Raw genomic sequence first — 26,300 nt, forward strand, 5'->3', positions numbered from 1 at the left:
CATGATTCTGGAGATGGTGGCCTCGGGCGGCGACCGGCCGGTGGTCACGGCGAACGGCCGCTCCCTGACCGCCTCGGAACTGCTCGCCCGCGCCCGCGCCGCCGCCCACCGCTTCCGGGGCCACCGGGCCGTGCTGTATCTGAGCCCCAGTCATCTCGCCTATCCGGTGGCCCTGTTCGGCGCCGCCCTGGCGGGCATCCCGTTCATCCCCCTCAACTACCGCCTCGGCGATCACCAGTTGACCCGCCTCCTGGCCCGCCACACCGATGCGGTCGTGCTGCGCCCCGCCGACCTCGACGCCCTGCTCACCGCCGAAGAGGCCACCGGTGAGCCGGAGTTCGAACAGGACCAGGACCAGGACCAGGACTCCGTCGCGGTGGTCCTCTACACCAGCGGCACGACCGCCGAACCCAAGGCGGCACTGCTGCGCCACCGGCACCTGCTGGCCTACGTCCTGAACACCCAGGAGTTCGCCTCCGCGCAGGAGGGCGACGCGGCGCTGGTGGCCGTACCGCCGTACCACGTGGCCGGGTTGATGAACCTCCTGACCAACCTCTACTCCGGCCGGCGACTGGTCTACCTGTCCGCCTTCGACGCGGGGGAGTGGCTGGAGACCGCGCGCCGCGAGCAGGTCACGCACGCGCTCGTCGTGCCCACCATGTTGGCCCGCATCGTCGCGGAGGTCCCGGCCGACGACGCCGGCACGCCCACCCTCCGGAGCCTCGCCTACGGCGGCGCCAGGACCCCGCGGCCCGTGGTGGAGCGGGCGTTGCGGGTCTTCCCCGGGACGGGCTTCGTCAACGCCTACGGCCTGACCGAGACGGCCTCCTCCGTCGCGGTGCTGGGACCCGACGACCACCGCGAGGCGCTCGCCTCGACCGACCCGGCCGTACGGGAGCGGCTCGGCTCCGTGGGACGGCCGCTGCCCGGAGTCGAGATCGAGATCCGCGACGACGACGGAAGGCCTGCCGGCGCCGGGGAGACCGGGCTCGTGTTCGTGCGCGGGGACCAGATCTCCGGCGAGTACGGCGGCCGCAGCGCCCTCGACCCGGACGGCTGGTTCCCCACCCGGGACCGCGGGCGACTGGACGCCGACGGCTATCTGTTCATCGAGGGCCGCGCCGACGACACCATCATTCGCGGCGGCGAGAACATCGCGCCCGCCGAGATAGAGGACGTTCTCGTCGCCCACCCCGGCATCACCGAGGCGGCGGTGATCGGCCTGCCCGACCCCGAGTGGGGGCAGCGGATCGTCGCCGTCGTGGTCGGCGAGGGCGACCCGGCCGAGGTCCGCCAGTGGGTCAAGGACCGGCTGCGCTCCTCCAAGACCCCCGACACGATCGTGTTCCGCGCCGAACTCCCCAAGACCGAGACCGGAAAACTGCTGCGCCGCACCCTGCTGGCCGAGTTGGAGACCACCCATGCCTGAAGCAGTCCTCGTGTCCGCCCTGCGCACCCCCGTCGGCACCGCCGTCAAGGGCACCCTCCGCGACACCACCGCGTTCGACCTGGCCCATCACATCGTCGCCGCCGCCGCTGCCACCGACGGGCTCGACCCGGACGCGGTCGACGACATCATCCTCGGCGAGGGCCTGTACGGCGGCGGGGTCGTGGCCCGGCACGCGGCAGTGACCGTCGGGCTCACCGAGGTACCGGGCCTGGCCCACAACCGCCACTGCGCCGCCGGACTCGCGGCCGTGCAGAGCGCGGCGGGGAGCATCCGCGCCGGCATGGACGAACTCGTCATCGCCGGCGGCGTCAACTCCGCCTCCACCTCACCGAAACAGCGTTTCCGCGTCGACGGCGACTGGGTCGACCCGTGGAGCCCGCCCACGCACCCCGACCGGGCCGACGCCCCCAACCTGGACATGTCGATCACGGTCGGCTGGAACACCGCCGTACGCGCGGGCCTGAGCCGCGCCGACATGGACGCCTGGGCGCTGCGCTCGCACCAGAACGCGATTCGCGCCATCGACGAAGGCCGTTTCACCGCCGAGCTGGTGCCCATCGACACCCCGCACGGCCTGTTCTCCGTCGACGAACACCCCCGCCGTACCACCAGCCTGGAGAAGCTGGCCTCGCTCAAGCCGCTGCACCCGGAGATCGACGGCTTCTCCATCACGGCGGGCAACGCGGGCGGCGCGAACGACGGTGCCGCCGCACTGGTGGTGGCCAGCGACCGGCTCGGCCTGCCTGCGCTCGCCGTCGTCCGCTCCTGGGCGTCGGTCGGCTCCGACCCCGCGGAGACCGGCCTCACCCCCGTGAAGGCGATCCCCAAGGCCCTTGCCCGCGCCGGACTTTCCCCCTCCGACGTCGACCTCTACGAGATCAACGAGGCCTTCGCCGCCGTGCCCGTCGCCGCGGTGAAGCTGCTCGGCCTCGACCCCGACCGCGTGAACGTCAACGGCAGCGGCTGCTCCCTCGGCCACCCGGTCGCCGCGACCGGCGCCCGGATGCTGGTCACCCTGGTGCACGAACTGCGCCGTCGCGGCGGCGGCATCGGTGTCGCGGCGATGTGCGCGGGCGGCGGGATGGGCTCCGCCACGGTCATCGAGGTACCGGCGCCGTAGCGCACGAGTGCCGGTGGGGCGGGGGCGGGGAGCTGTCGCGACGACGGGAACGCTGTGGACGCCTTGAAGGAGAAGGGCGTTCTCGTCGCCGACGTGGCCACCGGGCCGGGATCGGCCTTGGCCCGGCGGCCGGCGGCCGGCGGACGAGGGCGCCGCACCGGCCCTCACGGAGGCGCCGCCCGCCCGTACCCGCAGCACCCCAGGGGAGGTCAGTTACCGGGCGTCGCGGAAACGCACCAGCGCCTCCTGCGCGAACGAGGCGACCAGGGTCCCGTTCGCGGTGAGCACATCGCCCCGGCCGTAGCAGCGGCCGTGGGCGAGCAGTGGACTCTCCTGGCGCAGGAGAAGCCACTCGTCCGTCGTGAACGGGCGGTGGAACCACACCGAGTGCGCGGTCACGGCGGAGGTGAACGCCGTTCCCGAATCGTGCTGGGTGACCCCTTCGAGCGGGCGGAGCGCCGTACCGATCAGACTCAGATCGCTCGCGTACGCCGTCAACGCCGGGGCGAGTTCCGGGGCGACGGTCGGTGTGCGCATCCACAGGTCGTACTCGGGCGGCTCCGACTTCGGGGTGTCCACCTCGACGGTGGCCCGGGTGTCCCAGGGGATCAGCCTGAGGTCCACGTCGTGCTCGGCGCCCGGCACCGGAGGCATCGAGAAGGCGATCTGCTGCTCGGGGCCCTCCTCGAAGGAGTGCAACGACACGCTCGCGACGGTCGCGACGCCCTGCGTCTGTCGGCCCACGACGGTCAACGAAGCGAAGGAGCCGCCCTCATGATGACGCGTCACCTCGTACCGCACAGGCTCCTGCGGCCGTCCCGCCCGTGCGAACTGCAGGCGAAGACTCTTGACCGCCTTGCCCGGGCAGGCCAGTTGGGCGGCGCGGACGCCCTGGGCGAGCAACTGCCCGCCGAAGACGCGGTAGTAGCCGAGATCCTGGTTGCGTCCCTCGAAGACGTCACCTGGCTGGGCGTCGAGGTCGAGGCAGGAGAGCAGGTCGCCCCACAGATCAGTCGTTTGATCGGTCACTGATGTCACTCCTCGGTCGGTCACAGGTGGACGAGCCGTGGCGCGGACCCGCCGGCCCGCAGCAGGGCTCCGGCCTCGCGCGTCAACTCCCGTGCGCTGCCCAGCAGTCCGTCCAGCACCATGGCCCGCCGTACGTGCCGGTGCAGATCGTGCTCGGCGGTGAAACCGATTCCGCCGAGCACCTGCTGACAGTGCCGGGCCGCCGTCAGTGCCGCCCGCCCGGCCGCCGCCTTGGCCAGCAGCGCGCCCAACTCGTCGGTGGCGGCCACCAGCGTGGCTTCGGCCCCGTCCAAGGCCACGAGCGTCTCGGCGAGCCGATGCCGTACGGCCTGGAAAGAGGCGAGTGGGCGGCCGAACTGGACGCGGTCCACGGCGTGTTGCCGGGCGAGGGTGAGCATGGCGTGACCGGTCCCGACCAGCCACCAGCCGAGCGCGACCCGGCCGGCGGCGAGCGGGACGGGAGGTACGGCGGGCACGGGACGCAGCGGAAGTTCGGTGTCCAGGGTCGTCCCGGCGGCGCTGTCGTCGCGCTCCCAGACGACCCAGGTACCACCCGTGAACGGCAGCGGCACCGTGCCGCCGGCCGGACGGTCCGCCGCGACGAGCAGGACGTCGTTGATGAGCGGCGCGTGGGCGCCCGTTTCGCCGAGCAGGCGGAAGGCGAGGGGTACGGCGATGTCCGGCTGTTCGGTGAGGAGTTCGGCCCAGCCGAGGGCGGCCAGGGCGGTGTCCAGCGCCTGCCCCGAGGCCGCCGTCATCGTCTTGCGGAGCGTATCGGTGAGCAGGTCCCGTTCGGCGGCGTCCACCTCTACTCCCTCCCCAGGTCGAGCAGTCGGCGCGCGATGATGTTCCGCTGGATCTCGGCCGTGCCGCCGTAGATCGTCGCGGCCCGCGCGTACAGGTATTCCGAGCGCCATGGTGAGTCCGTCAACTCCAGTACGCCGGGCAGCAGATCGCGCACGGTCTCGAAGAGCTGTTGCTCGGCCGTGGCCAGCAGCACCTTGTCGACCGACGTCTCCGCGCCCAGGCGCCCGCCCGCTGCCAGGCGCCGCTGGGTGGCGTGGGAGCGGCAGCGCACGGTGTGCAACGCCAGGTAGGCAGCGCCGAGTTCGGCGTCGTCCGGGACGCTCGTCTCGGCCAGCAGGCGGTCAAGTCGCGTGTAGAGATGGGCGATCCGGTGCCAGAAGCAGGTGGAGCGCTCGTGCGGGAGCAGGTCCATCGCGAGCCGCCAGCCGTCGCCGGGGCGGCCGAGCATCCGGTCGGCGGGCACGGCCACGTCGTCGAAGAACACCTCGGCGAACTCGTCCACGCCGTGCATCGTGCGCAGCGGCCGGACGGTGATGCCGGGGGTGTCCATGTCGACGAAGAACGCGGTGATCCCGTTGTGGCCCGGCGCGGTGCGGGTCAACAGGACGCAGCGGGCGGCGAATTGGGCCAGGCTCGTCCACACCTTCTGGCCGCTGATCACCCAGTGGTCGTCGCGCGGAACAGCCTTCGTGGTGAGCGAGGCGAGGTCGCTGCCGGAGCCCGGCTCGGAGAAGCCCTGGCACCACTGTTCGCGGCCGCTCAGCAGCAGCGGGACCATCTCGGCCGCGAGGGCGGGCGGGGCGTAGGAGATCAGCGTCGGGACGAGAACCTCGACCATCGAGTAGATCCCCGGCTCGGCCAACTCCCTTGTGGCGACCTCCTCGCCGAGCACCGCTCTGAGCACCGCGGGCCCGCCGAGCCCCCTCACCTCGGCGGGCCAGCCGTACCGCATCCAGTCCGCCTCGAACAACGCCCGGCGGACCCGGGCCAGTTGAGCGACCTGGGCGTCCAGGGAGTGGTCCGGGCCGGGGGACAGGTCGTGCTCGTCCAGCCAGGCGCGCAGGCCCGAGCGGAAGTCGTCGACGTTCATGTACCCGGGCGCTGAGGTGATGTTCATGTACCCGGGCGCTGGTAGGCGTGCGGGCGGCCCGAGTCGTGCGCTCCGCTGCGGCGGATGAACGTCATGGCCCGCGTGCGCAGCCGCCACCCCTCGGCCGTACGGACGTAGGTGTCGTTGTAGTAGCCGATCCGCAGGTCGTGCGTGGCGTGGTCGACGAAGCAGAGCGGCTGGGTGCCGGTCGCCGTGTCGCCGGACAGGTCGACGGCCGGCGTACCCGTGAGGAACAGCCCCTTGGGGGCGGCGGCCACGAGCGCCGGGAACTCGTCGAGGCCGTAGGAGTCCCCGAAGGCGCTGTACGTGCCGTCGGGCGTGAAGACCCCCAGTACCCCGTCCAGGTCGCCGCGGGTGATGCACACCGCGTAGCGGGCGAGGAGCTGCTGGATCTCCATCAGGTCGTCGGTCGGACCGGCGGGAGGAGCCGGAACAGGCAAGGAGGACAAGGACTTTCCACCCTTCACCATGAGCGAGAATGGCATTCTCTCAGATGAGTGGCAGATTTCCATGATGCGTGAGGCGACGTCAACAGTCTCTGTCTGAATGGTTGATTCTCCGTAGATGAGAAGCTAGTTTCCAGCGATGGAGAGGGGAGATCCGACGCGATGGACCAGTTCCTCACCTTCGGAATCGTCGGCCTGAGCACGGCCGCGATCTATGCCGTCATCGGCAGTGGGCTCGTGCTCACCTACACCACCACCGGCGTGTTCAACTTCGCGCACGGCGCGGCCGGCATGCTGTCCGCGTTCATGTACTGGCAGTTGACCGTCGGCTGGGGCTGGCCCGTGCCGGTCGCCCTGGTCGTGGTGCTGCTCGTGCTCGCCCCCGGCTTCGGGCTGCTCGTCGAGCGGTTCGTGCTGCGGCCCGTCCAGGCCCTCGGCGAAGCCGAACGGCTCGTCATGACGGTGGCCCTGCTCAGCGGACTCATCGCCGCAGCACGCTGGATCTGGGACCCGAACGTGGCGCGCCCCCTGCCCATGTTCTTCGCCGGCCGCAAGCCCATCCACCTCGGCCCGGCCGTCATCACCTGGCACCAGGCGATCACCATGGCGGTCGCCGTCGCTGTCGCCGTCGGCCTGCGCGTCCTGCTCTACCGCACCCGCGCCGGAGCGGAGATGCGCGCCGCCGTCGACGACCGGGCACTCGTCGGCCTCACCGGCGCCGACCCGGTCCGGGCCGGCCGGGTCTCCTGGATCCTCGGCACCCAACTGGCGGCGATCGGCGGCATCCTCATCGCCCCGACCGTCACACTTGACGCCGCCCAGCTCTCCCTGCTGATCGTCAGCGCCTACACCGCCGCCGTCTTCGGCAGGCTGCGCAGCCTGCCGCTCACCTTCCTCGGTGCCGTCGTCGTCGGCTGCATGGAGAGCTATCTGACCGGCTACCTGCCGCAGAACGAATACCTGCCCGGACTACGCCTCGCAGCCCCCGCCCTGCTGCTCTTCCTCGCCCTGCTCGTGTTCCCGCACCGACGGCTGCGCGGCCGGGAACGCCGGCTGGCCCGCGTCCCGGTACCGTCCGCGCGCGGCACCCTCGTCTTCGCCGCGGTCGTGATCACCTTCGGCGCCGTACTCGCCTCCCTGCTCGGAGAAGCCGACCTCATCACCTACGGAGCGATCTTCTCGCTCGGCGTAGTGGCACTCTCCTACGTCCCCCTCGCCGGGTACGCCGGACAGGTCTCCCTGTGTCAGCTCAGCATGGCCGGCATCGGAGCGGTCGTCTGGGGACACCTCGGCGCGCACGGCCAACTCTGGGCACTCGGCGCCGCCATCCTCGTCTCGGCGGCAGCCGGAGCCCTGGTCGCGCTGCCGGCCCTGCGCCTCTCCGGCGTGTATCTCGCCCTGGGCACCGCCGCGTTCGCCGTCATCCTCGACCGGTGGATCTTCACCATCCCGGCCTTCCACGTCCTCGGGATACGGATCGCCCTGTTCGACCAGGGCTCGGTGGACGTGTCCGGACCCAGTCTGTTCGGTCTACGGCTCGACAGCGGGCGGGAGTCGATGGTGTTCGCCGCCGTCTGTCTCGCCCTCGCCTCGATCGGCGTGGCCGCCCTGCGCCGCAGCCGCTTCGGACGGCGGCTGATCGCCCTGCGCGACAGCGAGGCCGCCTACGCCACCCTCGGCGGCAACCTGCTCGTCGCCAAGGTCGCCGTGTTCGCCCTCGCCTCCGGCATCGCCGGACTCGGCGGAGCACTCTACGGAATGCAGCAACGCACCGTCACCGCCGACCAGTTCAACCTCGTCGCCGGTCTGCCCATCTTCCTCGTCGCCGTCGTCGGCGGACTCGGCGCGGTCGGCAACGGCCTCTTCGCCGGCACCGCCTTCGTCGCCCCGACGAACGCCCTGATCGCCATCGCACCCGGCACCGCGAACCTGGTCGCCCTGCTCCCCGGCCTGGCCGGCGTCGGACTCGGCCACAACCCCGACGGCATCGTCTCCCGCTTCCGCCGCCAGTGGGAGCCCCTCGCCCGCGACCGCATCGCCCTCCCCGCCCTGCTCTGCGTCCTCGCCCTGGCCTGGGCGCTGCGGTTCGGCGACGTGATCAACGACTGGACGTACTACGGCGGTTCACTCCTCCTCGCCGTCGCGCTGCGCTCCTGGGCCGACGCCCGGCAGACCGCCCCGCGAGAACCGGAGATCCCCGTCGAGTGGTGGGGCCTACGACGGGACTGGCGCCCGGAGGACGAGGAGGTGCTGGCCCGTGGCATCGCTGCAGGTTAGTGGAGTGACCGTCTCCTTCGGCGGAAACCGCGCTCTCGACCAGGTCGCCCTGACCGCCGAGGCGGGCCGGGTCACCGGACTCATCGGGCCCAACGGGGCAGGGAAAAGCACCCTGTTCGACGTCGCCTCCGGACTGCGCAGGCCCTCCTCGGGACAGGTCCGCCTCGACGGCCGGGACGTCACCCGGGCCCGGCCCTCCGCACGCGCCCGGCACGGACTGGCCCGCACCTTCCAGCGCCTGGAACTGTTCGGCCGGCTCAGCGTGCGCGACAACCTCCTCGTCGCCGCCGAACTCGGCCCCGAACGCCGCCGGGCGGACCAGCTCGTCACCGAGATCCTTCGGCGGCTCGATCTCACCGACCTCGCCGACACCTCACCCGACGCGCTCCCCACCGGAGTCGGCCGCCTGGTCGAGGTCGGCAGGGCGCTCGCGATCCGCCCGAAGGTGCTTCTCCTCGACGAACCCGCCGCCGGCCAGGACGCGGAGGAGACCGAACGGTTCGCCGAACTCCTCCGTGCCCTCACGGACGACGGCACGGCCGTCGTCCTCGTCGAGCACGACATGAGCCTCGTGATGGCCGTCTGCGACGAGGTCTACGTCCTCGACCTCGGCAAGATCATCGCCGTCGGCCCGCCCGAGGTGATCCGCAGCGACGAAACGGTTCTCGCCGCCTACCTGGGGGACGCGTGAGCGCACTTCTCGAACTGCGCGGCATCCGAGCCGCCCATGAACGCATCACCGTCCTGCACGGCGTCGACCTCGACGTCGCCGCCGGACAGGTGGTCGCGCTGCTCGGCCCGAACGGCGCCGGAAAGACCACCACCCTCCGCGTCGCCGCCGGGGTCCACCCCGCGGAGTCGGGCCAACTCCTGCTCGGCGGACGGGACATGACCGGCGCCGACCCCCGCGACCTGGCCCGCGCCGGAGTCTGCCTCATCCCCGAAGGACGAGGCGTGTTCCCGAACCTCTCCGTCCGCGACAACCTCCTCATGATGACCTTCACCGGCCGCAGCCGCGAGGAGATCGAGGAGATCGCCTTCACCCGCTTCCCCGTCCTCGCCCGGCGCGCCGGACAGGCCGCGGGCACCCTCTCCGGCGGCGAACAGCAGATGCTCGCCCTCGCCCGCGGCCTCGCCACCGACCCCGCCGTACTGCTGCTCGACGAACTCTCCATGGGGCTCGCCCCGTTGGTCGTCGGCCGCCTCTACGAGCAGGTCGGCGAGATCGCCCGGCAGGGCGTGGCCGTCCTGGTCGTCGAGCAGTTCGCCGCCGCGGTTCTCGACATCTGCGACCACGCCGCCGTCCTCGTACGCGGCCGGGTCGAACGGCAGGGCCACCCCGACGGCGGGTTGCGTGCCGAACTGTCCGCTCTCTACCTGGGGAGTTCCACATGACGTCCACCGAGACGCGAGCGGACCGCTTCGTCCGCGAACTCACCGTCCTGAAAATCCCGGACCCGGCCGCCGGAAGGGCCGTTCTCTGGCTGCGCGCGGGCGCCGCCCTGATGACGATCGGCGTCGTCCTCGGCGTGTGCGCCTACTTCATCTCGCACAACACCAGCGACCCGCTGGTGCAGAACGACGCTCTCACCCTCGGCCTGGCCGCGGTCGCCGGGAGCGTCGTCGGCTCCGCGCTCTTCCTGCGCTACTCGCTCACCGGCTTCCTGCGGTACTGGATGGCACGCCAGTCCTTCGACGTGGAACTCCTCGCCGACCGCCTGCTCGAAAGGGAACTCCGCCATGACCCCACCGGCACCGACGCTGCGCCCCGGTGACCAACTCGCCAGCACCGTCTGCGGCACCCGCGTGGTCGTCATCCGCGCACCAGCCGCCGCACAGCCCCAACTGGGGTGCGGCGGCAGCCCGTTGGTCCCGGCAGCCGACGCGCCCCCGGCGAAGCCCGGACCGGCCGGCACCACCACCCTCATCGGCAAGCGGTACGTCGACGCCACCGGGACGCTCGAACTCCTCTGCACCGCATCGGGCGCGGGCGAACTGACCTGTGACGGCGCCCCCATGGCCCTCAAGGCGGCCAAGCCGCTGCCCGCCTCCGACTGACCGACCCACCCCCGAAGGAGCCGTCATGGACCGCGACGACCTCATTCTCATCAGTGTCGACGACCACATCATCGAGCCGCCCGACATGTTCGTGAACCACCTCCCCGAGCGCTACAAGAAAGACGCGCCCCAACTGGTGCACCGGGACGACGGAACCGACGTATGGCAGTTCCGCGGCACGACCATCACCAACTCGGCGCTGAACGCCGTGGCGGGGCGGCCCAAGGAGGAGTACGGCGTCGAACCGCAGGGCCTCGACGAGATCCGCCCCGGCTGCTACGACGTGCACGAGCGGATCAAGGACATGAACGCGGGCGGCATTCTCGCCCAGATGAACTTTCCGTCCTTCCCCGGCTTCTCGGCCCGGCTCTTCGCCACCGAGGACACCGACTTCTCCCTCGCGCTCGTCCGGGCCTACAACGACTGGCACATCGACGAGTGGTGCGCCGCCTACCCGGGGCGCTTCATCCCGATGGCGCTGCCCGCGATCTGGGACGCGGAGCTGTGCGCGGCGGAGGTGCGCCGGGTCGCCGAGAAGGGCGTTCACTCGCTCACCTTCACCGAGAACCCCGCCGTCCTCGGCTACCCGAGCTTCCACGACCCGTACTGGAACCCGCTGTGGCGCGCGCTGTCCGACACGGACACCGTCATGTCGGTGCACATCGGCTCCTCCGGCAGGCTCGCGGTGCCGGCCGCCGACTCGCCGCCCGACGTGATGATCACGCTCCAGCCGATGAACATCGTCTCCGCCGCGGCCGACCTGCTCTGGTCGCCCCCGATCAAGGAGTTCCCCAACCTGAAAATCGCCCTCTCGGAAGGCGGAACGGGCTGGATCCCGTACTTCCTTGAGCGCCTCGACCGCACCTTCGAGATGCACTCGACCTGGACCCTCCAGGACTTCGGCGGCAAGCTGCCCTCCGAGGTCTTCCGCGAGCACTTCCTGACCTGCTTCATCACGGACAAGCTGGGCGTACGGCTGCGCCACGACATCGGTATCGACAACATCTGCTGGGAGGGCGACTACCCGCACAGCGACTCCCTGTGGCCGGACGCCCCCGAGCAACTGCACGACGTGATGACGAGCTGTGACGTCTCCGACGAGGACGCCCGGAAGATCACTTTCGAGAACGCGATGCGCTGGTACTCCTTCGACCCGTTCGCGCACATCCCGCGCGAACAGGCCACCGTGGGCGCCCTGCGCAAGGCGGCCGAGGGGCATGACGTCACGACCCGCTCCCGCAGTCACCAACTCATCGAGCCCGCCGAGAAGTTGGAGGCGTTCCGCTCCAAGGCCAAGGCGGCTGTGGCGGCGGCCCGATGAGCGACCTGGTCCTGACGGATCGGGTCGGCGCCGTGCTGGTGGCGACCCTGAACCGTCCCGAGGCCCGGAACGCCATGAGCCCGGAGCTGATCGACGACCTGTCGGACGTGCTGCGGGAGGCGGACGCCGACCCGGCGGTGCGGGCGATCGTCCTCACGGGTGCCGGAACGGTCTTCTGCTCCGGCATGGACCTCAAGGCGTTCGCGAAGGGCGGGGGCCGGTTCGACGGCCTGGTGTGGTTCTTCCGGGAGGGCATCGCCACCCCGGTGATCGCCGCCCTCAACGGCTCGGCACTCGCCGGCGGCTTCGAACTGGCCCTGGCCTGCGACCTGGTGGTCGCCGCCGAAGACGCCAAGCTCGGGATCGCTGAGGTCAAACGAGGCCTGTTCGCGGCCGGCGGCGGTACGACCCTCGCCGACCGGGTGCCGCTGGCCGTCGCCCTGGAGATGGGGTTGACCGGCGAACTGGTCACCGCCACGGACGCCAAGCAGTTCGGCCTGGTGAACCGCGCCGTACCGGCCGAGAAAGTGCGGGAGGAAGCACTGGCCCTGGCCGGGCGCATCGCCGAGAACGGTCCTCTCGGGGTCGCGATGACCAAGAAGCTGATGCGGGAACGCCGTTGGGCCGAACCCGAAGAGGTCGAGTCCGTGTTCAGAAGCGCCGACGCGGCCGAGGGGGCACGGGCCTTCGCCGAACGCCGTAGTCCGGTGTGGACGGGCAAGTGACGGAACTCCGGGGTCTCCGAGGCTGTGGTCTCGGAGACCCCGAGTGCGCGGCTCCCGGAGTTCAGCGCAGGAAGCTGTCCTGAGGGACGCCCACCGGCGCGCTCACCTCGTCGACGAGCCCCCAGCGCAGCGCCTTCCCGGCGCTCAACTCCACCCCGGACAGGGCGAGATACGCCGTCCGCTCCCGGCCGGCCCGCACCGGGATGCTGGCCGTGCCGCCCGCGCCCGGAATCAGCCCCATGCCGATCTCCGGCAACCGGATCACCGTGTCCGGCGCGGCGACCACCCGCCCCGCGAAGGCCGCGAGCTCGATCCCCGCGCCGACGCACGCACCGTGCAGATGCGCGGTCACCCGAGGAGCACAACGGTTCAACAACGCACCCGGACTGCGATGCACCCGCACCAGATGGGCCCGCGCCGGATCACGGGACGTACCGAACTCCGAGAGATCGCCTCCACTGCAGAAGGCGGGACCGTTGCCGTACAGATCGACCCGGCCGATCGACGGGTCGGCCACGGCCACCTGGAGCGCCTCGCACAGCGCGTCCCGGGTCGCCGCGTCGAACGCGTTGCGCACCCAGGGCCGGTCCAACGTGATGGACAGCCGGGAACCCTCCCGGCCGAGCCGTACGGGAGTCTCGGCGGGGCGGGGCGTCCGCCGGGGCGCCGAGGCCAGCCAGGCCCGGAAGTCCGCTCCACCCTGAAGCGTCGAGTACGCGAGGGATTCGAGAACCAGCCTGTCGGGGATCGACAGCCCGCCGCCCATCCGCAGCACCTGCACCAACGCGACAGAGGCGGCGGCCCGGCGCTCGACGACACCACCGAGCTGCCGGGCCGTGGCATACGGATCCGCGCATCCCACCCATGGCCTGGGCGGATCGGACACACCGGTGAGCAGGATGTCGAACCCCTCGACCGCATCCACGGGTTCCGCGGCCACTCCGATCAGGACCCGGTCCCGGTCACGCGGGCCCGTCCCCTGCGCGGGAGCGCGGTCCAGGTCGACGATAGTGAAGGGCGCCTCCACAGTGATCTCCCTCCAGGCGTGAACCGGAGTGTAATTTGAGATCACCTGTGGAGAGAAGGGGGTTCAACCTGTGGAGAATCACGCTCTCCATCCCTGGATGGCCTCCGTCGATCCGTACCTGGCCCCCCTCACCGAGGTCGCCCGCTCGTTCACCGAACTGACCGGCGTGCCGGTCGACCTCCCGGACGCCCTGTTCCGGCGGGCCAGGCTCGCCGGGTTGGAACGCCCCGGACGGACGTCGGCCAACGGCTCCTGCCACCTCCTCCCCACCGCCGACGGCTGGGCCGCCGTGAACCTGGCCCGCCCCGACGACCTCGCCGCCGTGCCCGCGCTGCTGGCGCTCCTCGGCGCGCCCGACGAACCCGAGGGCCTCGACGGCCTGCGTACGGCGGCACGACGGATCACGGCCGCCGCAATGGCCGAGGCCGCACAAGTGCTCGGCATCGCCGCCGCGGTGCCGGGATCGGCCCAGGACGCGCGGCCTGCGGTGCACGCGTCGCGACGCGGAGAACGGCGTATCCGCGCGATGGCCGGGCTACGGATCGTCGACTTCTCCGCGCTCTGGGCGGGACCGCTGTGCGCGCGCCTGCTCGGGTCGGCGGGCGCGCGGGTGACGAAGGTGGAGAGCGCGACGCGACCCGACGGCGCCCGCTTCGGAGACCCCGCCTTCTACCGCTGGCTGCACGACGGTCATGACAGCCTGGTCGTGGACTTCGTCCCCGGCGCGCTCGACGAGATCGTCGCCGAGGCCGATGTCGTCATCGAGGCGTCACGGCCACGCGCCCTGCGCCGGCTGGGCCTCCGCGCCGAGGAGTTCCTCGCCGCCCGGCCCGGGAGAGTGTGGGTCTCCATCACGGGCTACGGACGCGAGAGCGACCGTATCGCCTTCGGAGACGACGCTGCCGTGGCCGGCGGTCTGACCGGCGTCGATGGGAACGGCGCTCCCGTCTTCCTCGGCGACGCGCTCGCCGACCCCGTCACCGGCGTCTTCGCCGCCCACGCCGTGGCTTGTTCCCTCGCCGAGGGCGGCGGAGAGCTGCTCTCCGTCTCCATGGCGGCCTGCGCCGCGACACTCGCGCAGGCCGGAACCCGGGTCCACCCGCCGTGCTGATCAGAAACGTGGAGGTCGAGGGCCACGGACCGACAGTGGATGTACGGATCGTCGGCGGACGGATCGCCGAGATCGGACCGGGGCTGCCGGGACCGGGCGACGTCGACGGCCGGGGCGGGGCGCTGCTGCCGGGCCTGCACGACCACCACGTCCACCTCGCGGCGCTCGCCGCCGAAACCGCCTCCGTGCGCGTCGGACCGACGGATGTGCGCGACCGTACGGCACTCGCGGCGGCCCTGGTGAGTGGGCCGCCGGGGGAGTGGGTGCGGGCCGTCGGCTACCACGAGAGCGTCGCGGGGGAGTTGGACCGGTGGGCGCTCGACTCCCTCGCGCCCGACCGGCCGGTGCGGGTGCAGCATCGCACCGGTGCGCTCTGGGTCTGGAACAGTGCCGCGCTCCGGGCGGCCGGTCTGGAGGGCGACGGACGCTTCTGGCGCGAGGACGAGCGGCTGCGAGGGTTCGTGCCGCCCGTACGGCTGGATCTGGAAGGGGTCGGGCGGCGGGCGGCGGCACTCGGCGTTACCGGGTTCACCAACGCCGATCCGCACCCGGCGAGCGGGCTCACCCAGATGCTGTCGGTCCTTCCGCAACGGCTCCTGGTGATGGGTGTCGACGAGCCGGTGAAGCTGATGCTCGACGATCCGACCCTCCCCACCCCCGCCCAACTCGCCCGTGCCATCGGGGAGATCAGACCCAGACCGGTCGCCGTGCACTGCGTGACGAGGGTGCAGTTGCTGGTGACCCTGCTCGCCCTGGACGAGGTGGGCCCGGCCGACGGCGATCGGATCGAGCACGGGTCGGTGATCCCGGCCGAGACGCTCCCGTGGCTGCGCCGACTCGGGGTGACAGTCGTGACGCAGCCGCACTTCCCGGTCGAGCGCGGCGAGGCCTACGCCACCGACGTGGACGCCGACGACCGCCCGCACCTCTACCGCTGCCGGACCCTGACCGAGGCCGGCATCCCGCTTGCCGCAGGCACCGACGCGCCGTACGGGACCGCGGACCCCTGGGCGGTCATGCGGGCGGCGACCCGCCGGGACGACGGCGAACGACTCGAACCGGGCGCGGCGCTACGGCTGTTCACCGGTGAACCCCAACACCCCGCCCGGACAAGGCGGTTGACGGTCGGCGCGGTCGCCGACCTGTGCCTGCTCCACGTACCGCTGTGCGAGGCCCTCCGCACACTCTCCGGCGATCTCGTGCGTGCCGCATACGTGTCGGGCCGACCCGTCACACCCGCGTGACCTACACGCTGTACCCGCCGTCGACGCCCAACGCCTGCCCGGTGATGAACCCGGCCCGGTCGGAGGCGAGGAACGCGACCGCCTCCGCGATGTCCGTGGCGTCGCCGAAGCGGCGCATCGGAATATTGCGCCGGGTGACGGCGAGTGCGGCCTCGTCCAGTTCGCCGGAGCTGATCAGGCGGCCCGCGATGCCGTCGTTGAGCATGCCGGGCGCCACGCAGTTCACGCGGACGCCGTAGCGGCCCTCCTCGGCGGCGAGTGCCCGGGCGACCGCCTCGACCGCGCCCTTCGCGCCCGAGGACAGGCCGTCCCGGACCGGGAAGCGGCGGGTGGCGACTGTCGTCACGGCGACGATGCTGCCCCGGCTCTCCCGCAGCAACGGCAGCGCGGGATGCACCAGGTTGAAGAACGCCATGGCGTCGCCTTCGAGTTGGGCGCGGTACTCGCTCGGCGTCACCCGGCTCAGATGCCTCATCGGCACGTGCGGGCCCGCTGCGTACACCAGGGTGTGGATGCCCCGCTCCGTGCCGGACACCGCCTCGGCCGTGGCCGACTCGTCGCTCAAGTCGAGCCGGATCGCTCGCACTTGACGGCCGAGTTTCGTGACCTCGGCGGCGAGTGCGTCCGCCGCCTCCTGGTTGGACCGGTAGGTGAAGGCGATGTCGCTGCCCCGCTCGGCGAGGAGCCGGACGATCGCCGCCCCGATACCGCCCGAGCCGCCCGCCACGAACGCGACACCTGGTCCGCTGGAGAAGTCCGGCACCGTAACCGCCTCACAATCCGAGGGACTTGGCGATGATGACCTTCATGACCTCGCTGGTCCCGGCGTAGATGCGGGTGATGCGTGCGTCCGCGTAGAGCCGGGCGATGGGGTATTCCAGCATGTAGCCGTAGCCGCCGAACAGTTGCAGGCAGCGATCGACCGTCCGGGCCTGCATCTCGGTGCAGAAGAGTTTGACCTTGGCGGCGTCCGGCCCGCTCAGTTCACCGGCGACGAGTTCGAGCACCGCCCGGTCGAGCACCGCCTGCGCGGCCTCGATCTCGGCGGCCACCGCGGCGAGTTCGAACTTGGTGTTCTGGAACGAGGCGACCGTCTTCCCGAACGCCTTGCGCTCCTTGACGTACGCGATCGTCGTGTCCAGGGCCGCACGGGCCTGCGCGACCGAGCCGACCGCCACTGTCATCCGCTCCTGCGACAGGTTGCGGCCGAGGTAGCCGAACGCGGCACCTTCCTCACCGAGCCGATTGGCGACCGGGACCCGCACGTCGTCGAAGGCCAACTCCACCGTGTCCTGCACCTTGATGCCTAGCTTGTGCAGCACCCGGCCACGCGTGAAGCCCGGCATGCCGTCCTCGACGACCAGCAGGGTGAGCCCGGCGCGCCGGTTGTCCGGGTCGGTCGACGTACGGACCACGACGATCACCAGGTCGGCGAGCAGGCCCCCGGTGATGAAGGTCTTCGCGCCGTTGAGGACATACGAGTCCCCGTCGCGGACGGCGGTCGTACGGATCCCGGCGAGATCGGATCCCGTGCCCGGTTCGGTCATCGCGATGGCGGTCAGCAGCTTCCCGGACGCCAGACCGGGGAACCAGCGGGCGCGCTGCTCCCGGTCGGCGTAGGTGAGGAAGTACGGCAGGACGACGTCGAGTTGGGTGCGTACCGTGCCCAACGTCACCAGGGCGCGGGCGGCTTCCTCCTGGAGGACGACGTTGTAGCGGTAGTCGTCGAGGCCCGCTCCGCCGTACTCCTCGGGGACGGCCGTGCCCAACAGGCCCAGCGAGCCGAGCTGTTCGAAGAACGAGCGGGGGAGCCGACCGGACTCCTCCCACTCGGCGTAGTGGGGGACCACCTCCTTGCCGATGAAGTCCCGCGCGAGCCGGCGGAACGCCTCGTGGTCGTCGGTGAAGACGTCTCGGCGCACAACATCCCCTGTCAGGAAGTGAGTTCGACGACGGTGGCGTTGGCGGTGCCGCCGCCCTCGCACATCGTCTGGAGGCCGTAGCGGATTCCGTGGTCCCGCATGTGGTGGATCATCCGGGTCATCAGGACGGCGCCCGACGCGCCGAGCGGATGCCCGAGCGCGATGGCGCCGCCGAGCGGGTTGAGGAGGGCCGGGTCCGCGCCGGTCTCGGCCAGCCAGGCGAGCGGGATCGGCGCGAAGGCCTCGTTGACCTCGAAGACGCCCACCTCCGACAGGCCGATGCCTGCCTTGCGGAGCACCTTCTCGGTCGCCGGGATCGGTCCGGTCAGCATGAGGACCGGATCGGAACCGGTGACCACTCCCGCGCGGTAGCGCACGAGCGGTGTCAGCCCCAGCTCGCGAGCCTTCTCCGGGGTCGTCACCAGCAGGGCCGCCGCACCGTCGGAGATCTGGGAGGAGTTGCCCGCGTGGATCACGCCGTCGTCCTGGAAGGACGGTGTCAGCCGGGCGAGAGTGTCCGTGCTGGTACCTCGCCGTATGCCTTCGTCCGCTGTCACCGTGCCCGTGTCGGTGGTCACCGGCACGATCTGTGCCTCGAACGCCCCGCCGTCCTGCGCGGTCGCCGCGCGTTCGTGCGACAGCGCGGCGAACTCGTCGAGGAGAGCACGGCCCAGTCCCCACTTCTGCGCGATCAGCTCGGCGGAGACACCCTGGTTGAAGTCGAAGTCCTCGTAACGGGCGAGGACTTGGGGGCCGTACGGCGTCCCGCCGGCCCGTGAGGCGCTGAGGGGGACCCGACTCATCACCTCGACGCCGCCCGCCACCACGACATCCTGCTGACCCGACATCACCGCCTGGGCGGCGAAGTCCAGCGCCTGTTGGCTCGATCCGCAGGCCCGGTTCACCGTGGTCCCCGGGATGGTCTCGGGCCAGCCCGCGGCCAGGACCGCGTAACGGCCGATGTTGCTGGACTGGTCGCCCAACTGGCCCACGCAGCCCCACACCACGTCGTCGACCACCTCCGGATCCAGTCCGGTGCGGTCGACGAGCGCGTTCAGGACGACGGCGGAGAGGTCGGCGGCGTGCACACCGGCCAGTCCGCCGTTCCGTTTGCCGACGGCGGTGCGGACCGCTTCCACCACGACTGCCTCACGCATCACGTGTCCTCCGTTGCTTTGGGCGCCGGTGTCCTCGGCACGGCCCAGCGGCCCGTGTAGCGCGCCGGGCGCCGCTCCGTGAACGCGGCGTACGCCTCCGGGACGTCCGTCGTGGCGAAGTTCATGGCCTGTGCCCGCGCCTCGCCGGAAAGGGCCTCGCGCAGGGTGCGATCGGCGTTCTCGTTGAGGAGTGCCTTGTTCTGCGCGAGGGCGACCGGTGCTCCGGCCACCAGCCGGGCGGCGAGGTCGTCCACGAAGGCGTCGATCTTGTCGGTGTCCACGACCCAGGTCACCAGGTTCAGGTCGCGGGCCTCCTCGGCGTCGATCGTCTCGGCCAGCAGCACCAGCCGTTTCGCCTGCTGCAACCCCACCAGCTTGGGCAGCAGCCATGAGCCGCCGCAGTCCATGGACAGGGCCCGGCGCGCGAAGATCTGCGAGAACGTGCTCTCCGGGGTGGCCACGACGAAGTCGCAGCCCAGGGCGAGGTTCCAGCCCGCGCCGACCGCCACACCGTTCACCTTGGCGATGGTGGGGATCGGCAGTTCGTGCAGGAGGAGCGTGACCTCGGTCAAGGTCCGCATCCGGTAAAGGGGATGCTCGTCGCTGACGCCTTTGCGGATGTCGGCACCGGAGCAGAACGCGCCGTCGGCACCGGTCAGTACCAGCGCACGCACCGTACGGTCACTGCCCGCTGCGGAGAGCGCCGCGCGCAGGGCGTCCCACAGTTCGGCATCGATCGCGTTCTTGCGCCACGGCCGGTTCAGCGTCAGGGTCCGGACACCGTCCGCGTCGCTCGCGAGAAGCACCGGCTGCTCGCTCATCGCACCGCTCCCTGCGTCCGGAGAACGGTGATCTCCTCGGCGGTGAGGCCGAGTTCGGCCAGTACGGCGTCGGTGTGCTGGCCGAGAGCGGGAATCGCGCCCATCGGAGGGTCGTATCCGGCGATGACCGGGGGCGGCAGCAGCGCCGGGACCGGACCGGACGGTGTGTCGATCTCGCGCCACCGGTCGCGGGCCCGCAGATGGGGGTGGGCGATGACGTCGCTGGTCGTGTTGTAGCGGGAGTTGCCGATCCCGGCCGCGTCCGCGCGGTCCTGCACCTCCGCGAGGGGGTGCCGTGCGCACCAGGCGCTGATCTCCGGCTCCAGCAGGGCACGGTGTTCCACCCGCCCGGCGTTGCTCCGGAACCGTGCGTCGTCCGCGAGGTCGGGACGGTCGAGCAACTCCCTTGCCAGGCGCTGCCATTCGCGGTCGTTCGTCGTTCCGAGGATCACCGTGTGGCCGTCGGCGGTGCGGTGGGCGCCGTACGGTGCCACGGCGGGGGAGCTCAGGCCGAGCGGCTGCTGTTCGACACCGGAGTGCTGGGTGTAGGTGAGCGGATACCCCATCAGCTCCGTCATCGTGTCGAACAGGCTCACCGCGACGGACGACATGCCCGGTCCGACCCCGCGCTCCTTGCCGCACAGCAGCGCGACGACCGACAGGGCGGCGTAGAGGCCGCTGCACACGTCGGCCATCGGCGGTCCCGGCTTGGCCGGCGCTCCGGGGTGGCCGGTCACCGCGCAGGCGCCCGACTCGGCCTGCACCAGGAGGTCGTAGGCACGCTTGTGGGAGAGGGGGCCGCCCGGGCCGTAGCCGTCGATCTCGACGGCCAGCAGGTCGGGGTGACGGGTCCTCAAGTCCTCTGGGGAGATGGCGAGTTTGGTCGTGGTGCCGGGGGTGAGGTTGGAGACGAGGACGTCGGCGCGCTCCAGCAGCCGGTGCAGGACGCCCATGCCGCCGGGTGACTTCAGGTCCAGAGCAACCGACTCCTTGCCTCGGTTGACCCAGACGAAGTGCGCCCCCAACCCCTTGACCACGTCGTCGTAGTGGCGGGCGAAGTCGCCGCCCTGCGGGTTCTCCACCTTGATCACCCGGGCGCCGAAGTCGCCGAGCGTGCGGGTGCACATGGGGGCGGAGATCGCCTGCTCCAACGCCACCACGGTGATTCCGGCCAGCGGCCCGGTGCTCGTCATGTCAGCCCGCAGCCTTGAAGCCGGCGCGGAGTTCGTCCTTCAGCACCTTCTGGCCGGCGTTGCGCGGGAGTTGGTCGACGAATCGGACGTGCCGGGGGACCTTGAAGTTCGCCATGTTCTCGCGGGCCCAGGCGATGATTTCCGTCTCGGTCGGCGGGTGCTCCGGATCCGGGACGACGAAAGCACAGCCGACCTCGCCGAGCCGTTCGTCGGGAACGCCGATCACGGCGACCTGATGGACGTGCTCACAGCCGAGAAGCAGCTTCTCTATCTCCGCCGGATAGGCGTTGAAGCCGCCCACGATGTACATCTCCTTCTTGCGGTCGACGATGGCGAGGTTGCCGTCGTCGTCGAGCCGTCCGATGTCCCCGGTGTGCAGCCAGCCCTCGGCGTCGATCGTCGCCGCGGTCGCCTCGGGGTCGTCCCAGTAGCCGCGGGTGACGTTGAAACCGCGCACGAGGATCTCGCCGTCGAGGCCGATCGGGACGTCGAGACCGTCGGGGGCGACGATCCGGACCTGAACACCGGGAATGGCACTTCCGGTCGTGCGCGCGACCGTCTCCTCGGAGTCCCCGACCCGGGTCGTGGTCACCAGCGCGGTCGACTCGGTCAGGCCGTAGGCGCTCATCACGATGTCGAACGACAACTCCGTCTTCATGGCGCGGATCAGCGATTCCGGGATCGTGGTGCCCCCCGTCATGGACACCCGCAGCGACGACAGGTCGTGGTCGGCCCGGTCCGGATGGTTGACCAGGTCGTGGAAGATGGTCGGCGGTCCGAGGAGAATGCTCACCCGCTCCCGGGCGATGAGGTCCAGTGCCCGCCCTGCGTCGAAGACGGGCATGGGGATGACGGTCACTCCGTGCATGAGGGAGGCCAGCCATCCCGCTTTGTAGCCGAAGCAGTGGAAGAAGGGCGGGATCACCAGGAAGGTGTCGGAGGCACCGAAGGTGTACTCCTCGGCCATCCACCCGTACGCGCGCAGGGACTGGCCGTGCGTGAGCAGCACGCCCTTCGGGTGGCCGGTCGTGCCGGACGTGAACATCACGTCCGACACGTCGTCCGGCGTCAACCGGTCGATCGACTCATGGGCCACGGACGCGGGAACGCCCTCTCCCGCACCGAGAAAGTCGTTCCAGGTCAACTCGGCCGCGCCCTGCGGACCGAGCACCGACACCGTCTTCTGGAGGGCCGGCAGTCCCGGATCGGCCTTGCGCAGTTCGCCGATGTAGTCGTTGCCGAGGAAGGGCGAGGCGAACACGGCCGCCGCCTCCGACTTGCGCAGGATGTACGAGATCTCCTGTGCCTTGAACCGGGTGTTGAGCGGAACCAGCACCGCCCCGGCACCGTGGATGCCCAGCGCGGCGAAGATCCACTCCGCCGAGTTGGGGGCGCACAGCCCGACCCGGTCCCCCGGCTTGACGCCGAGCGCGACGGTCGCGCGGACCGCGTCGATCATCCCCTGCTCCAGCTCCCGGAACGTCCACCGGCGGTCACCGTCGATGAGTGCCGTGGCGTCCCCGAAGCGCCGGGCGGCCAGTCTGATGACGTGGGGGATGCTCAGGAATTCGTCGTCGTAGCGCATCAGTTGGCTCCAGGGCTAGCCGTTCGAGGGGAGACGCAGGATCCGCTTGGCGATGATGTTCCGCTGGATCTGCGAGGTGCCGCCGTAGACGGAGGCCGCACGGGAGTAGAGGTAGTCCCCGAACAACTCGCCGCCGCCCTCGACGAGTTCGGCCGGGAAGACCTCGAGTGCCGTGTCATAGAGGCGCTGTTCGGTCCTCGTCATCAGCAGTTTGTCCACGGACGACTCCGGACCCGCGACCTGCCCGGCGAGACGTTCGGCGGTACGGCGACGGGCATGCGCCACGAGCACCTCGTAGTCCACGACACACCGGCCGATCCGGGACAGCAGACCGTCGGGAAGGCTGCCGGCCCGCTCGGCGGCATGGCGCCGCAGCCGCTCGACGAGCAGCCCGTACTTCGAGATGTGCCCGGTGTCCAGGGCGTTGCGCTCGTACGACACCGTCGTCATCGCCAGCGCCCAGCCGACGCCCTCGGCGCCGACACGCTCGGACTCCTCGATGCGGACGTCGTCCAGGAACAGCTCGCAGAACTCGTCGTCGCCGTTGGCCGCGCGCAGCGGCCGTACTGTCACGCCGGCGCGGTCCAGGGGCAGGACGAACGCCGAGATCGACTTGTGGGCCGGTGCCGAGCGGTCGGTGCGGGCCAGCAGCAGACACAGGCCGGAGTACTGGGCGTAGCTGGTCCAGAGCTTCTGGCCGCGCACCGTGTAGTGGCCGTCGTGCCGCTCGGCGAAGGTGCTCATGCCCGCCAGGTCCGAACCGGCGCCGGGCTCGCTGAAGCCCTGGCACCACACCTCGTCACCGGCCAACATCCTTGGCAGGAACCGCAGTCGCTGTTCCTCCGAGCCGAACTCCAGGAGCGCGTGGGCGAGATAGCCGATCCGGGGGACACCCGGCGCCCGGCAGGCGCCCAGTTCGTCGCTGATCGCGACCTGGTGCAGGGCGGTCAGGCCCCGTCCGCCGTAGCGCTCGGGGACGTCGAGGCCGACCCAGCCGCCCGAGTGCAGCAGCCGGTGCCAGCGGTGCAGGAAGACCGGTACCGGTTCGCCCGACTGCCGCTCGGGGAGCGGGTGTTCGGACAGCCAGGCACGGAACTCCTGCCGCAGCCGGTCCAGATCGGCCGGGTCACCGAAGTCCAGCGGAGTGTCGGTCATCGCGTCGCCTCCGGTACGGCCAGCGCGGGCAGCAGGTCGGCTGTCGTGGCGAGCAGCGTCACACCGAGTCGCACCTTCCGCAGATACAGGTGCGCGACGTGCTCCCATGTCTGGGCGATGCCGCCGAAGACCTGCATCCCGGCGTAGATCGCGTCCAGCGCCGAGGAGTTGACCTCGGCCTTGGCGGCACGTGCCGCCGCAAATGCCCGCTGTGGGTGCTCGTTGTCGAGGCACCAGGCCGCGTAGCGCGTGACACTGGTGCACGCCTCCACCAGGACCGTCGCGTCCGCGAGGAGATGCTGTACGGCCTGGAAGGAACCGATGGCCTGTCCGTACTGGCGGCGGACCTGGGCGTATTGGACCGCCTGCTCCACCAGCGAGCCTGCCGCGCCCACGAGTTCAGCGGTCACGACGACCAACGCGTAGGCCTGCCAGCGGAGGTGGTCCGGGGCACTGAGCCGGCCCACGGCCTCCACGGGAGCACCCGAGGGCACCGTGCGCAACGAGCGCACGAGGTCCGTGCTCGGCGCCGCCGGGCCCAACTCGACTTGGGTGACGGTCCCGTCGGAGGTGACGCAGAGCGCGCTGTCGGCTCCTTCGCTGTCCCAGGCGACGAGTTCGGCCGGCGTCCGTCCGGGGAAACGGAGTTCGCGGGTGAACGCGACGGTGGGTGTCGTGTGCGAGGCGTCGGCGCCGAGCAGCCGGAGCAGCTCCGGGGCGAGCAGGACCGTACCGAGCAGGGACGTGGTGAGCGGCCGGCGTCCGTGTTCCTCCGCGAGCAGCGCGCACTCCTGGGAGGTCGCCGCCGGGGGAGACGAGCGCCGTAGTTCTCTCAAACCCAGTTCTTCCAGGGCCTGTTGGGCGGCCGCCCGGGTCGACGGCTTGATCTCGTCCGCAGAGGTCACGCCGTACCGGGTCGCCAGTGCGCGCACCATGTCGCGGACCAGGACGAACTCCTCGCGCTCCACGCTCAGCGCTCCTCAGGGGGGTTCGCGCGCCGCTCGGCACGGGTCGCGAGCTCGGTGATGATGCGGATGTGGTCGGGGCTGGTCATCGTGGCCCGCTCGGCCATCAGCGCGGCCTCCATGCCGCCGCGCGAGACCTGCTCGACGACGGCGGCGAGGGCCAGCTTGGTGGCGCGGAGGGCCTCGGCGGGCTGGGCCGCGAGCCGGTGGGCCAGGGCGAGCGCCTCGCGCATGAGGTCGTCGGGCGGGACCGTGCGGTTGGCGAGGCCCAGTTCGACCGCCTTGGGGGCGGGGATGCGATCCCCGGTGAAGAGGTACTCCTTCACCCGCAGCAGGCTTGTGAGCAGCGGCCACAGCGTCACTCCGCCGTCGCCCGCCACCAGGCCGACCGAGATGTGCGGGTCGGCGAAATAGGCGTCCTCGGCCATCAGCACGAGGTCGCAGGCCAGGGCGAGGCTGCAACCCAGGCCCACCGCAGGGCCGTTGACGGCGGCGATCACCGGCAGCGGGAAGCGGATCATCTCGGTCTGGATGGTGCGGTCGAGCCGGATGGACCGCTCCCGCAGTTCCGGATCGGTGTGGTGGCGCAGGAGATGGTCGAAGTCGCCGCCGGCGCTGAACGCCCGGCCCGCGCCGGTGAGGACGACGGCTCGCGCCTTCGTGTCGTCCGCCAGCTCGCGCCACACCTCGGACAGCCGTCGGTGCAGTTCCTCGGACACGCCGTTCAGCCGGTCGGGGCGGTTCAGGGTGACGATGCGGACGTCTCCGTCGGCGGCCACGGTCAGGACGGGACTCACCTTGCTCATACCGTGATGGTATTAAAGGTCAGACCGAAACTGTCAATGGGGTTGCACCAAGAAGAGAATCACATTCTCGGGTTCGTTTGGTCCAGTTCTCCTGAGCCGGTTGTCCTGGCTCAGTTCTCCGGATCGGTGAGTTCTACGCCGTCCCGCCGGTCCACCTCTGCCGCGGCCCGGGCGAAGCCGCACACATGACGTGTCATACGGCGCATCGCCGCCTCGCTGTCGCGGTCCCGGATCGCCTCGGTGATCCGGGCGTGGGCGCGGGCGGTGAGCCTGCGGATGTCCGCGTCCATGAACTGCTCGATGTTGGTGGCCGCGTGGATCGACTGCGAGAGAGCGCTCATGAACCCGATGAGAAGCTCGTTCTCGCCGGCCCGCGCCACCGCGTTGTGCCAGTGGATGTTGGCGCGCAGAAAGCGCTGGATGTCCTCCCCCGCCGCGACGAGGTCCGCGTGGGCGTCGTCGAGTTCCGCGAGGTCGGCGTCCGTCCGTCGCCGGGCCGCGAGCGCCGCGCACGCCGGCTCGATCGCCTCCCGGGTCTCGTGCAGGTCCTCCAGGCGGATCCGCTGCCCCCGGATCACCAACCGCACGGTGTCGGCGAGCGATTCACGGCCCGGCCGGTGCACGAAGGCCCCGCCCCCGCGGCCCGGCCTGATCTCCAGGAGCCGTTCGACCTCCAGGATGCGCAGCGCCTCGCGCACCGTCGCCCGGCTCAGCCCCGTCTGCTCGACGAGCTGCCGTTCCGGCGGCAGTGCCATGCCCTCGGTGAACTCCCCGGAGAGGATCCGCTCGCGCACCTCCGCCGCCAGCACGTCCGAGGCCTTGGGGACGGTGAGCGTGCCGAAGCGCGGCCGGGGCTCTCCGGCTCCGGCGCGTCCCCGGACGGTGCGGGAAGGGTGCTCGGCGCTCTGCACAGGTTCATGCCTCTCGTCGCAGGCCGCGCTCATCGCGCTCATCGCGCTCGTCGGCCTCT

26 protein-coding genes are annotated in these 26,300 nt (G+C 71.1%); 11 read left to right on the forward strand and 15 right to left on the reverse strand.

Annotated elements, in window-relative coordinates:
• The first annotated feature begins 1 nt into the window (after position 1).
• On the forward strand, positions 2-1,429 hold the full coding sequence (locus tag AB0M63_RS28120; RefSeq protein WP_366021388.1) for a fatty acid--CoA ligase family protein: 1,428 nt from the start codon (positions 2-4) through the stop codon (positions 1,427-1,429).
• The gene (locus tag AB0M63_RS28125; RefSeq protein WP_366021389.1) at positions 1,422-2,570 is read left to right on the forward strand and encodes a thiolase family protein; all 1,149 of its coding nucleotides are present in this window, start codon (positions 1,422-1,424) and stop codon (positions 2,568-2,570) included. Before AB0M63_RS28120 ends, AB0M63_RS28125 begins: the two co-directional genes overlap by 8 nt.
• A 213-nt stretch (positions 2,571-2,783) precedes the next feature.
• Here the strand turns inward: AB0M63_RS28125 and AB0M63_RS28130 are convergent, their stop codons facing one another.
• From AB0M63_RS28130 to AB0M63_RS28145, 4 genes are read right to left on the reverse strand one after another with little or no spacing between them, the layout of a single operon-like run.
• A complete protein-coding gene (locus AB0M63_RS28130; RefSeq protein ID WP_366021390.1) occupies positions 2,784-3,599 on the reverse strand; it encodes an acyl-CoA thioesterase domain-containing protein in 816 nt (271 codons plus the stop codon).
• 20 nt (positions 3,600-3,619) lie between these two features.
• Positions 3,620-4,405: an acyl-CoA dehydrogenase family protein gene (locus AB0M63_RS28135; protein ID WP_366021391.1), complete on the reverse strand. Its 786-nt coding sequence runs from the start codon at positions 4,403-4,405 to the stop codon at positions 3,620-3,622.
• A gap of 2 nt (positions 4,406-4,407) precedes the next feature.
• On the reverse strand, positions 4,408-5,523 hold the full coding sequence (locus AB0M63_RS28140) for an acyl-CoA dehydrogenase family protein (RefSeq protein WP_366021392.1): 1,116 nt from the start codon (positions 5,521-5,523) through the stop codon (positions 4,408-4,410).
• The gene (locus AB0M63_RS28145) at positions 5,520-5,915 is read right to left on the reverse strand and encodes a nuclear transport factor 2 family protein (RefSeq protein ID WP_366021393.1); all 396 of its coding nucleotides are present in this window, start codon (positions 5,913-5,915) and stop codon (positions 5,520-5,522) included. Before AB0M63_RS28145 ends, AB0M63_RS28140 begins: the two co-directional genes overlap by 4 nt.
• 210 nt (positions 5,916-6,125) lie before the next feature.
• Between AB0M63_RS28145 and AB0M63_RS28150 the strand changes: the two genes are divergently transcribed.
• The 7 genes from AB0M63_RS28150 to AB0M63_RS28180 are packed head-to-tail and all read left to right on the forward strand — an operon-like array spanning position 6,126 to position 12,344.
• The gene (locus AB0M63_RS28150) at positions 6,126-8,240 is read left to right on the forward strand and encodes an ABC transporter permease (RefSeq protein WP_366021394.1); all 2,115 of its coding nucleotides are present in this window, start codon (positions 6,126-6,128) and stop codon (positions 8,238-8,240) included.
• 4 nt (positions 8,241-8,244) lie between these two features.
• Positions 8,245-8,931 carry an ABC transporter ATP-binding protein gene (locus AB0M63_RS28155; RefSeq protein WP_366021395.1) on the forward strand — a complete coding sequence of 229 codons (687 nt, stop codon included), beginning with the start codon at positions 8,245-8,247 and terminating at the stop codon, positions 8,929-8,931.
• Positions 8,928-9,635, forward strand: coding sequence for an ABC transporter ATP-binding protein (locus AB0M63_RS28160; protein ID WP_355916024.1), 708 nt, complete (start codon positions 8,928-8,930; stop codon positions 9,633-9,635). Before AB0M63_RS28155 ends, AB0M63_RS28160 begins: the two co-directional genes overlap by 4 nt.
• Positions 9,632-10,015, forward strand: coding sequence for a hypothetical protein (locus AB0M63_RS28165; RefSeq protein WP_366021396.1), 384 nt, complete (start codon positions 9,632-9,634; stop codon positions 10,013-10,015). Before AB0M63_RS28160 ends, AB0M63_RS28165 begins: the two co-directional genes overlap by 4 nt.
• Positions 9,981-10,298, forward strand: coding sequence for a hypothetical protein (locus AB0M63_RS28170; RefSeq protein ID WP_355916022.1), 318 nt, complete (start codon positions 9,981-9,983; stop codon positions 10,296-10,298). Before AB0M63_RS28165 ends, AB0M63_RS28170 begins: the two co-directional genes overlap by 35 nt.
• Positions 10,299-10,323: 25 nt before the next feature.
• Positions 10,324-11,619, forward strand: a complete 1,296-nt coding sequence (locus AB0M63_RS28175) for an amidohydrolase family protein (RefSeq protein WP_366021397.1) — start codon at positions 10,324-10,326, stop codon at positions 11,617-11,619.
• Positions 11,616-12,344 carry an enoyl-CoA hydratase-related protein gene (locus AB0M63_RS28180; RefSeq protein WP_366021398.1) on the forward strand — a complete coding sequence of 243 codons (729 nt, stop codon included), beginning with the start codon at positions 11,616-11,618 and terminating at the stop codon, positions 12,342-12,344. The genes AB0M63_RS28175 and AB0M63_RS28180 overlap by 4 nt, the downstream gene beginning before the upstream one ends.
• Positions 12,345-12,405: 61 nt before the next feature.
• Here the strand turns inward: AB0M63_RS28180 and AB0M63_RS28185 are convergent, their stop codons facing one another.
• Complete coding sequence (locus AB0M63_RS28185; protein ID WP_366021399.1) at positions 12,406-13,371, reverse strand: enoyl-CoA hydratase/isomerase family protein; 966 nt, start codon at positions 13,369-13,371, stop codon at positions 12,406-12,408.
• 97 nt (positions 13,372-13,468) lie between these two features.
• On the opposite strand from AB0M63_RS28185, the gene AB0M63_RS28190 reads away from it, so the two are divergent.
• Together AB0M63_RS28190 and AB0M63_RS28195 are read left to right on the forward strand one after the other, a co-directional pair.
• Positions 13,469-14,482, forward strand: a complete 1,014-nt coding sequence (locus tag AB0M63_RS28190; RefSeq protein WP_366021400.1) for a CoA transferase — start codon at positions 13,469-13,471, stop codon at positions 14,480-14,482.
• Positions 14,476-15,726 carry an amidohydrolase family protein gene (locus AB0M63_RS28195; RefSeq protein WP_366021401.1) on the forward strand — a complete coding sequence of 417 codons (1,251 nt, stop codon included), beginning with the start codon at positions 14,476-14,478 and terminating at the stop codon, positions 15,724-15,726. The genes AB0M63_RS28190 and AB0M63_RS28195 overlap by 7 nt, the downstream gene beginning before the upstream one ends.
• A gap of 1 nt (position 15,727) precedes the next feature.
• On the opposite strand, the gene AB0M63_RS28200 is transcribed toward AB0M63_RS28195, so the two are convergent.
• The 10 genes from AB0M63_RS28200 to AB0M63_RS28245 all read right to left on the reverse strand — a co-directional run bounded on the left by AB0M63_RS28200 (position 15,728) and on the right by AB0M63_RS28245 (position 26,283).
• The gene (locus AB0M63_RS28200) at positions 15,728-16,453 is read right to left on the reverse strand and encodes an SDR family oxidoreductase (RefSeq protein ID WP_366021584.1); all 726 of its coding nucleotides are present in this window, start codon (positions 16,451-16,453) and stop codon (positions 15,728-15,730) included.
• Between the two features lie 46 nt (positions 16,454-16,499).
• Positions 16,500-17,648, reverse strand: a complete 1,149-nt coding sequence (locus AB0M63_RS28205) for an acyl-CoA dehydrogenase family protein (protein ID WP_366021402.1) — start codon at positions 17,646-17,648, stop codon at positions 16,500-16,502.
• Between the two features lie 11 nt (positions 17,649-17,659).
• Complete coding sequence (locus tag AB0M63_RS28210; protein ID WP_366021403.1) at positions 17,660-18,805, reverse strand: thiolase family protein; 1,146 nt, start codon at positions 18,803-18,805, stop codon at positions 17,660-17,662.
• Positions 18,805-19,626, reverse strand: a complete 822-nt coding sequence (locus AB0M63_RS28215; RefSeq protein WP_366021404.1) for an enoyl-CoA hydratase-related protein — start codon at positions 19,624-19,626, stop codon at positions 18,805-18,807. The genes AB0M63_RS28210 and AB0M63_RS28215 overlap by 1 nt, the downstream gene beginning before the upstream one ends.
• Positions 19,623-20,819: a CaiB/BaiF CoA-transferase family protein gene (locus AB0M63_RS28220; protein ID WP_366021405.1), complete on the reverse strand. Its 1,197-nt coding sequence runs from the start codon at positions 20,817-20,819 to the stop codon at positions 19,623-19,625. Before AB0M63_RS28220 ends, AB0M63_RS28215 begins: the two co-directional genes overlap by 4 nt.
• A gap of 1 nt (position 20,820) precedes the next feature.
• Entirely contained in the window at positions 20,821-22,404 is a 1,584-nt protein-coding gene (locus AB0M63_RS28225; protein WP_366021406.1) for a FadD3 family acyl-CoA ligase, read from the reverse strand.
• A 15-nt stretch (positions 22,405-22,419) separates the two neighbouring features.
• Positions 22,420-23,559: an acyl-CoA dehydrogenase family protein gene (locus tag AB0M63_RS28230; protein ID WP_366021407.1), complete on the reverse strand. Its 1,140-nt coding sequence runs from the start codon at positions 23,557-23,559 to the stop codon at positions 22,420-22,422.
• Entirely contained in the window at positions 23,556-24,527 is a 972-nt protein-coding gene (locus tag AB0M63_RS28235) for an acyl-CoA dehydrogenase family protein (protein ID WP_366021408.1), read from the reverse strand. The genes AB0M63_RS28230 and AB0M63_RS28235 overlap by 4 nt, the downstream gene beginning before the upstream one ends.
• A 2-nt stretch (positions 24,528-24,529) precedes the next feature.
• Positions 24,530-25,330, reverse strand: a complete 801-nt coding sequence (locus AB0M63_RS28240; RefSeq protein ID WP_355915984.1) for an enoyl-CoA hydratase/isomerase family protein — start codon at positions 25,328-25,330, stop codon at positions 24,530-24,532.
• A 110-nt stretch (positions 25,331-25,440) separates the two neighbouring features.
• Positions 25,441-26,283, reverse strand: coding sequence for an FCD domain-containing protein (locus tag AB0M63_RS28245; protein WP_366021409.1), 843 nt, complete (start codon positions 26,281-26,283; stop codon positions 25,441-25,443).
• Positions 26,284-26,300: the final 17 nt, after the last annotated feature.

The organism is Streptomyces sp. NPDC051576 (assembly GCF_040681835.1).
In the GTDB taxonomy this organism is placed as follows: Bacteria; Actinomycetota; Actinomycetes; order Streptomycetales; family Streptomycetaceae; genus Streptomyces.

What these genes read in the sequence shown, in the direction of transcription:
- AB0M63_RS28190 (WP_366021400.1), top strand. Translation starts at nt 13,469, where the DNA reads ATGGCCTCCGTCGATCCGTACCTGGCCCCCCTCACCGAGGTCGCCCGC.
- AB0M63_RS28150 (WP_366021394.1), top strand. Translation starts at nt 6,126, where the DNA reads ATGGACCAGTTCCTCACCTTCGGAATCGTCGGCCTGAGCACGGCCGCG.
- AB0M63_RS28180 (WP_366021398.1), top strand. Translation starts at nt 11,616, where the DNA reads ATGAGCGACCTGGTCCTGACGGATCGGGTCGGCGCCGTGCTGGTGGCG.
- AB0M63_RS28210 (WP_366021403.1), bottom strand. Translation starts at nt 18,805, where the DNA reads ATGCGTGAGGCAGTCGTGGTGGAAGCGGTCCGCACCGCCGTCGGCAAA.
- AB0M63_RS28240 (WP_355915984.1), bottom strand. Translation starts at nt 25,330, where the DNA reads ATGAGCAAGGTGAGTCCCGTCCTGACCGTGGCCGCCGACGGAGACGTC.
- AB0M63_RS28120 (WP_366021388.1), top strand. Translation starts at nt 2, where the DNA reads ATGATTCTGGAGATGGTGGCCTCGGGCGGCGACCGGCCGGTGGTCACG.
- AB0M63_RS28170 (WP_355916022.1), top strand. Translation starts at nt 9,981, where the DNA reads ATGACCCCACCGGCACCGACGCTGCGCCCCGGTGACCAACTCGCCAGC.
- AB0M63_RS28225 (WP_366021406.1), bottom strand. Translation starts at nt 22,404, where the DNA reads ATGCGCTACGACGACGAATTCCTGAGCATCCCCCACGTCATCAGACTG.
- AB0M63_RS28220 (WP_366021405.1), bottom strand. Translation starts at nt 20,819, where the DNA reads ATGACGAGCACCGGGCCGCTGGCCGGAATCACCGTGGTGGCGTTGGAG.
- AB0M63_RS28215 (WP_366021404.1), bottom strand. Translation starts at nt 19,626, where the DNA reads ATGAGCGAGCAGCCGGTGCTTCTCGCGAGCGACGCGGACGGTGTCCGG.
- AB0M63_RS28245 (WP_366021409.1), bottom strand. Translation starts at nt 26,283, where the DNA reads ATGAGCGCGATGAGCGCGGCCTGCGACGAGAGGCATGAACCTGTGCAG.
- AB0M63_RS28140 (WP_366021392.1), bottom strand. Translation starts at nt 5,523, where the DNA reads ATGAACATCACCTCAGCGCCCGGGTACATGAACGTCGACGACTTCCGC.
- AB0M63_RS28230 (WP_366021407.1), bottom strand. Translation starts at nt 23,559, where the DNA reads ATGACCGACACTCCGCTGGACTTCGGTGACCCGGCCGATCTGGACCGG.
- AB0M63_RS28175 (WP_366021397.1), top strand. Translation starts at nt 10,324, where the DNA reads ATGGACCGCGACGACCTCATTCTCATCAGTGTCGACGACCACATCATC.
- AB0M63_RS28125 (WP_366021389.1), top strand. Translation starts at nt 1,422, where the DNA reads ATGCCTGAAGCAGTCCTCGTGTCCGCCCTGCGCACCCCCGTCGGCACC.
- AB0M63_RS28145 (WP_366021393.1), bottom strand. Translation starts at nt 5,915, where the DNA reads ATGGAGATCCAGCAGCTCCTCGCCCGCTACGCGGTGTGCATCACCCGC.
- AB0M63_RS28165 (WP_366021396.1), top strand. Translation starts at nt 9,632, where the DNA reads ATGACGTCCACCGAGACGCGAGCGGACCGCTTCGTCCGCGAACTCACC.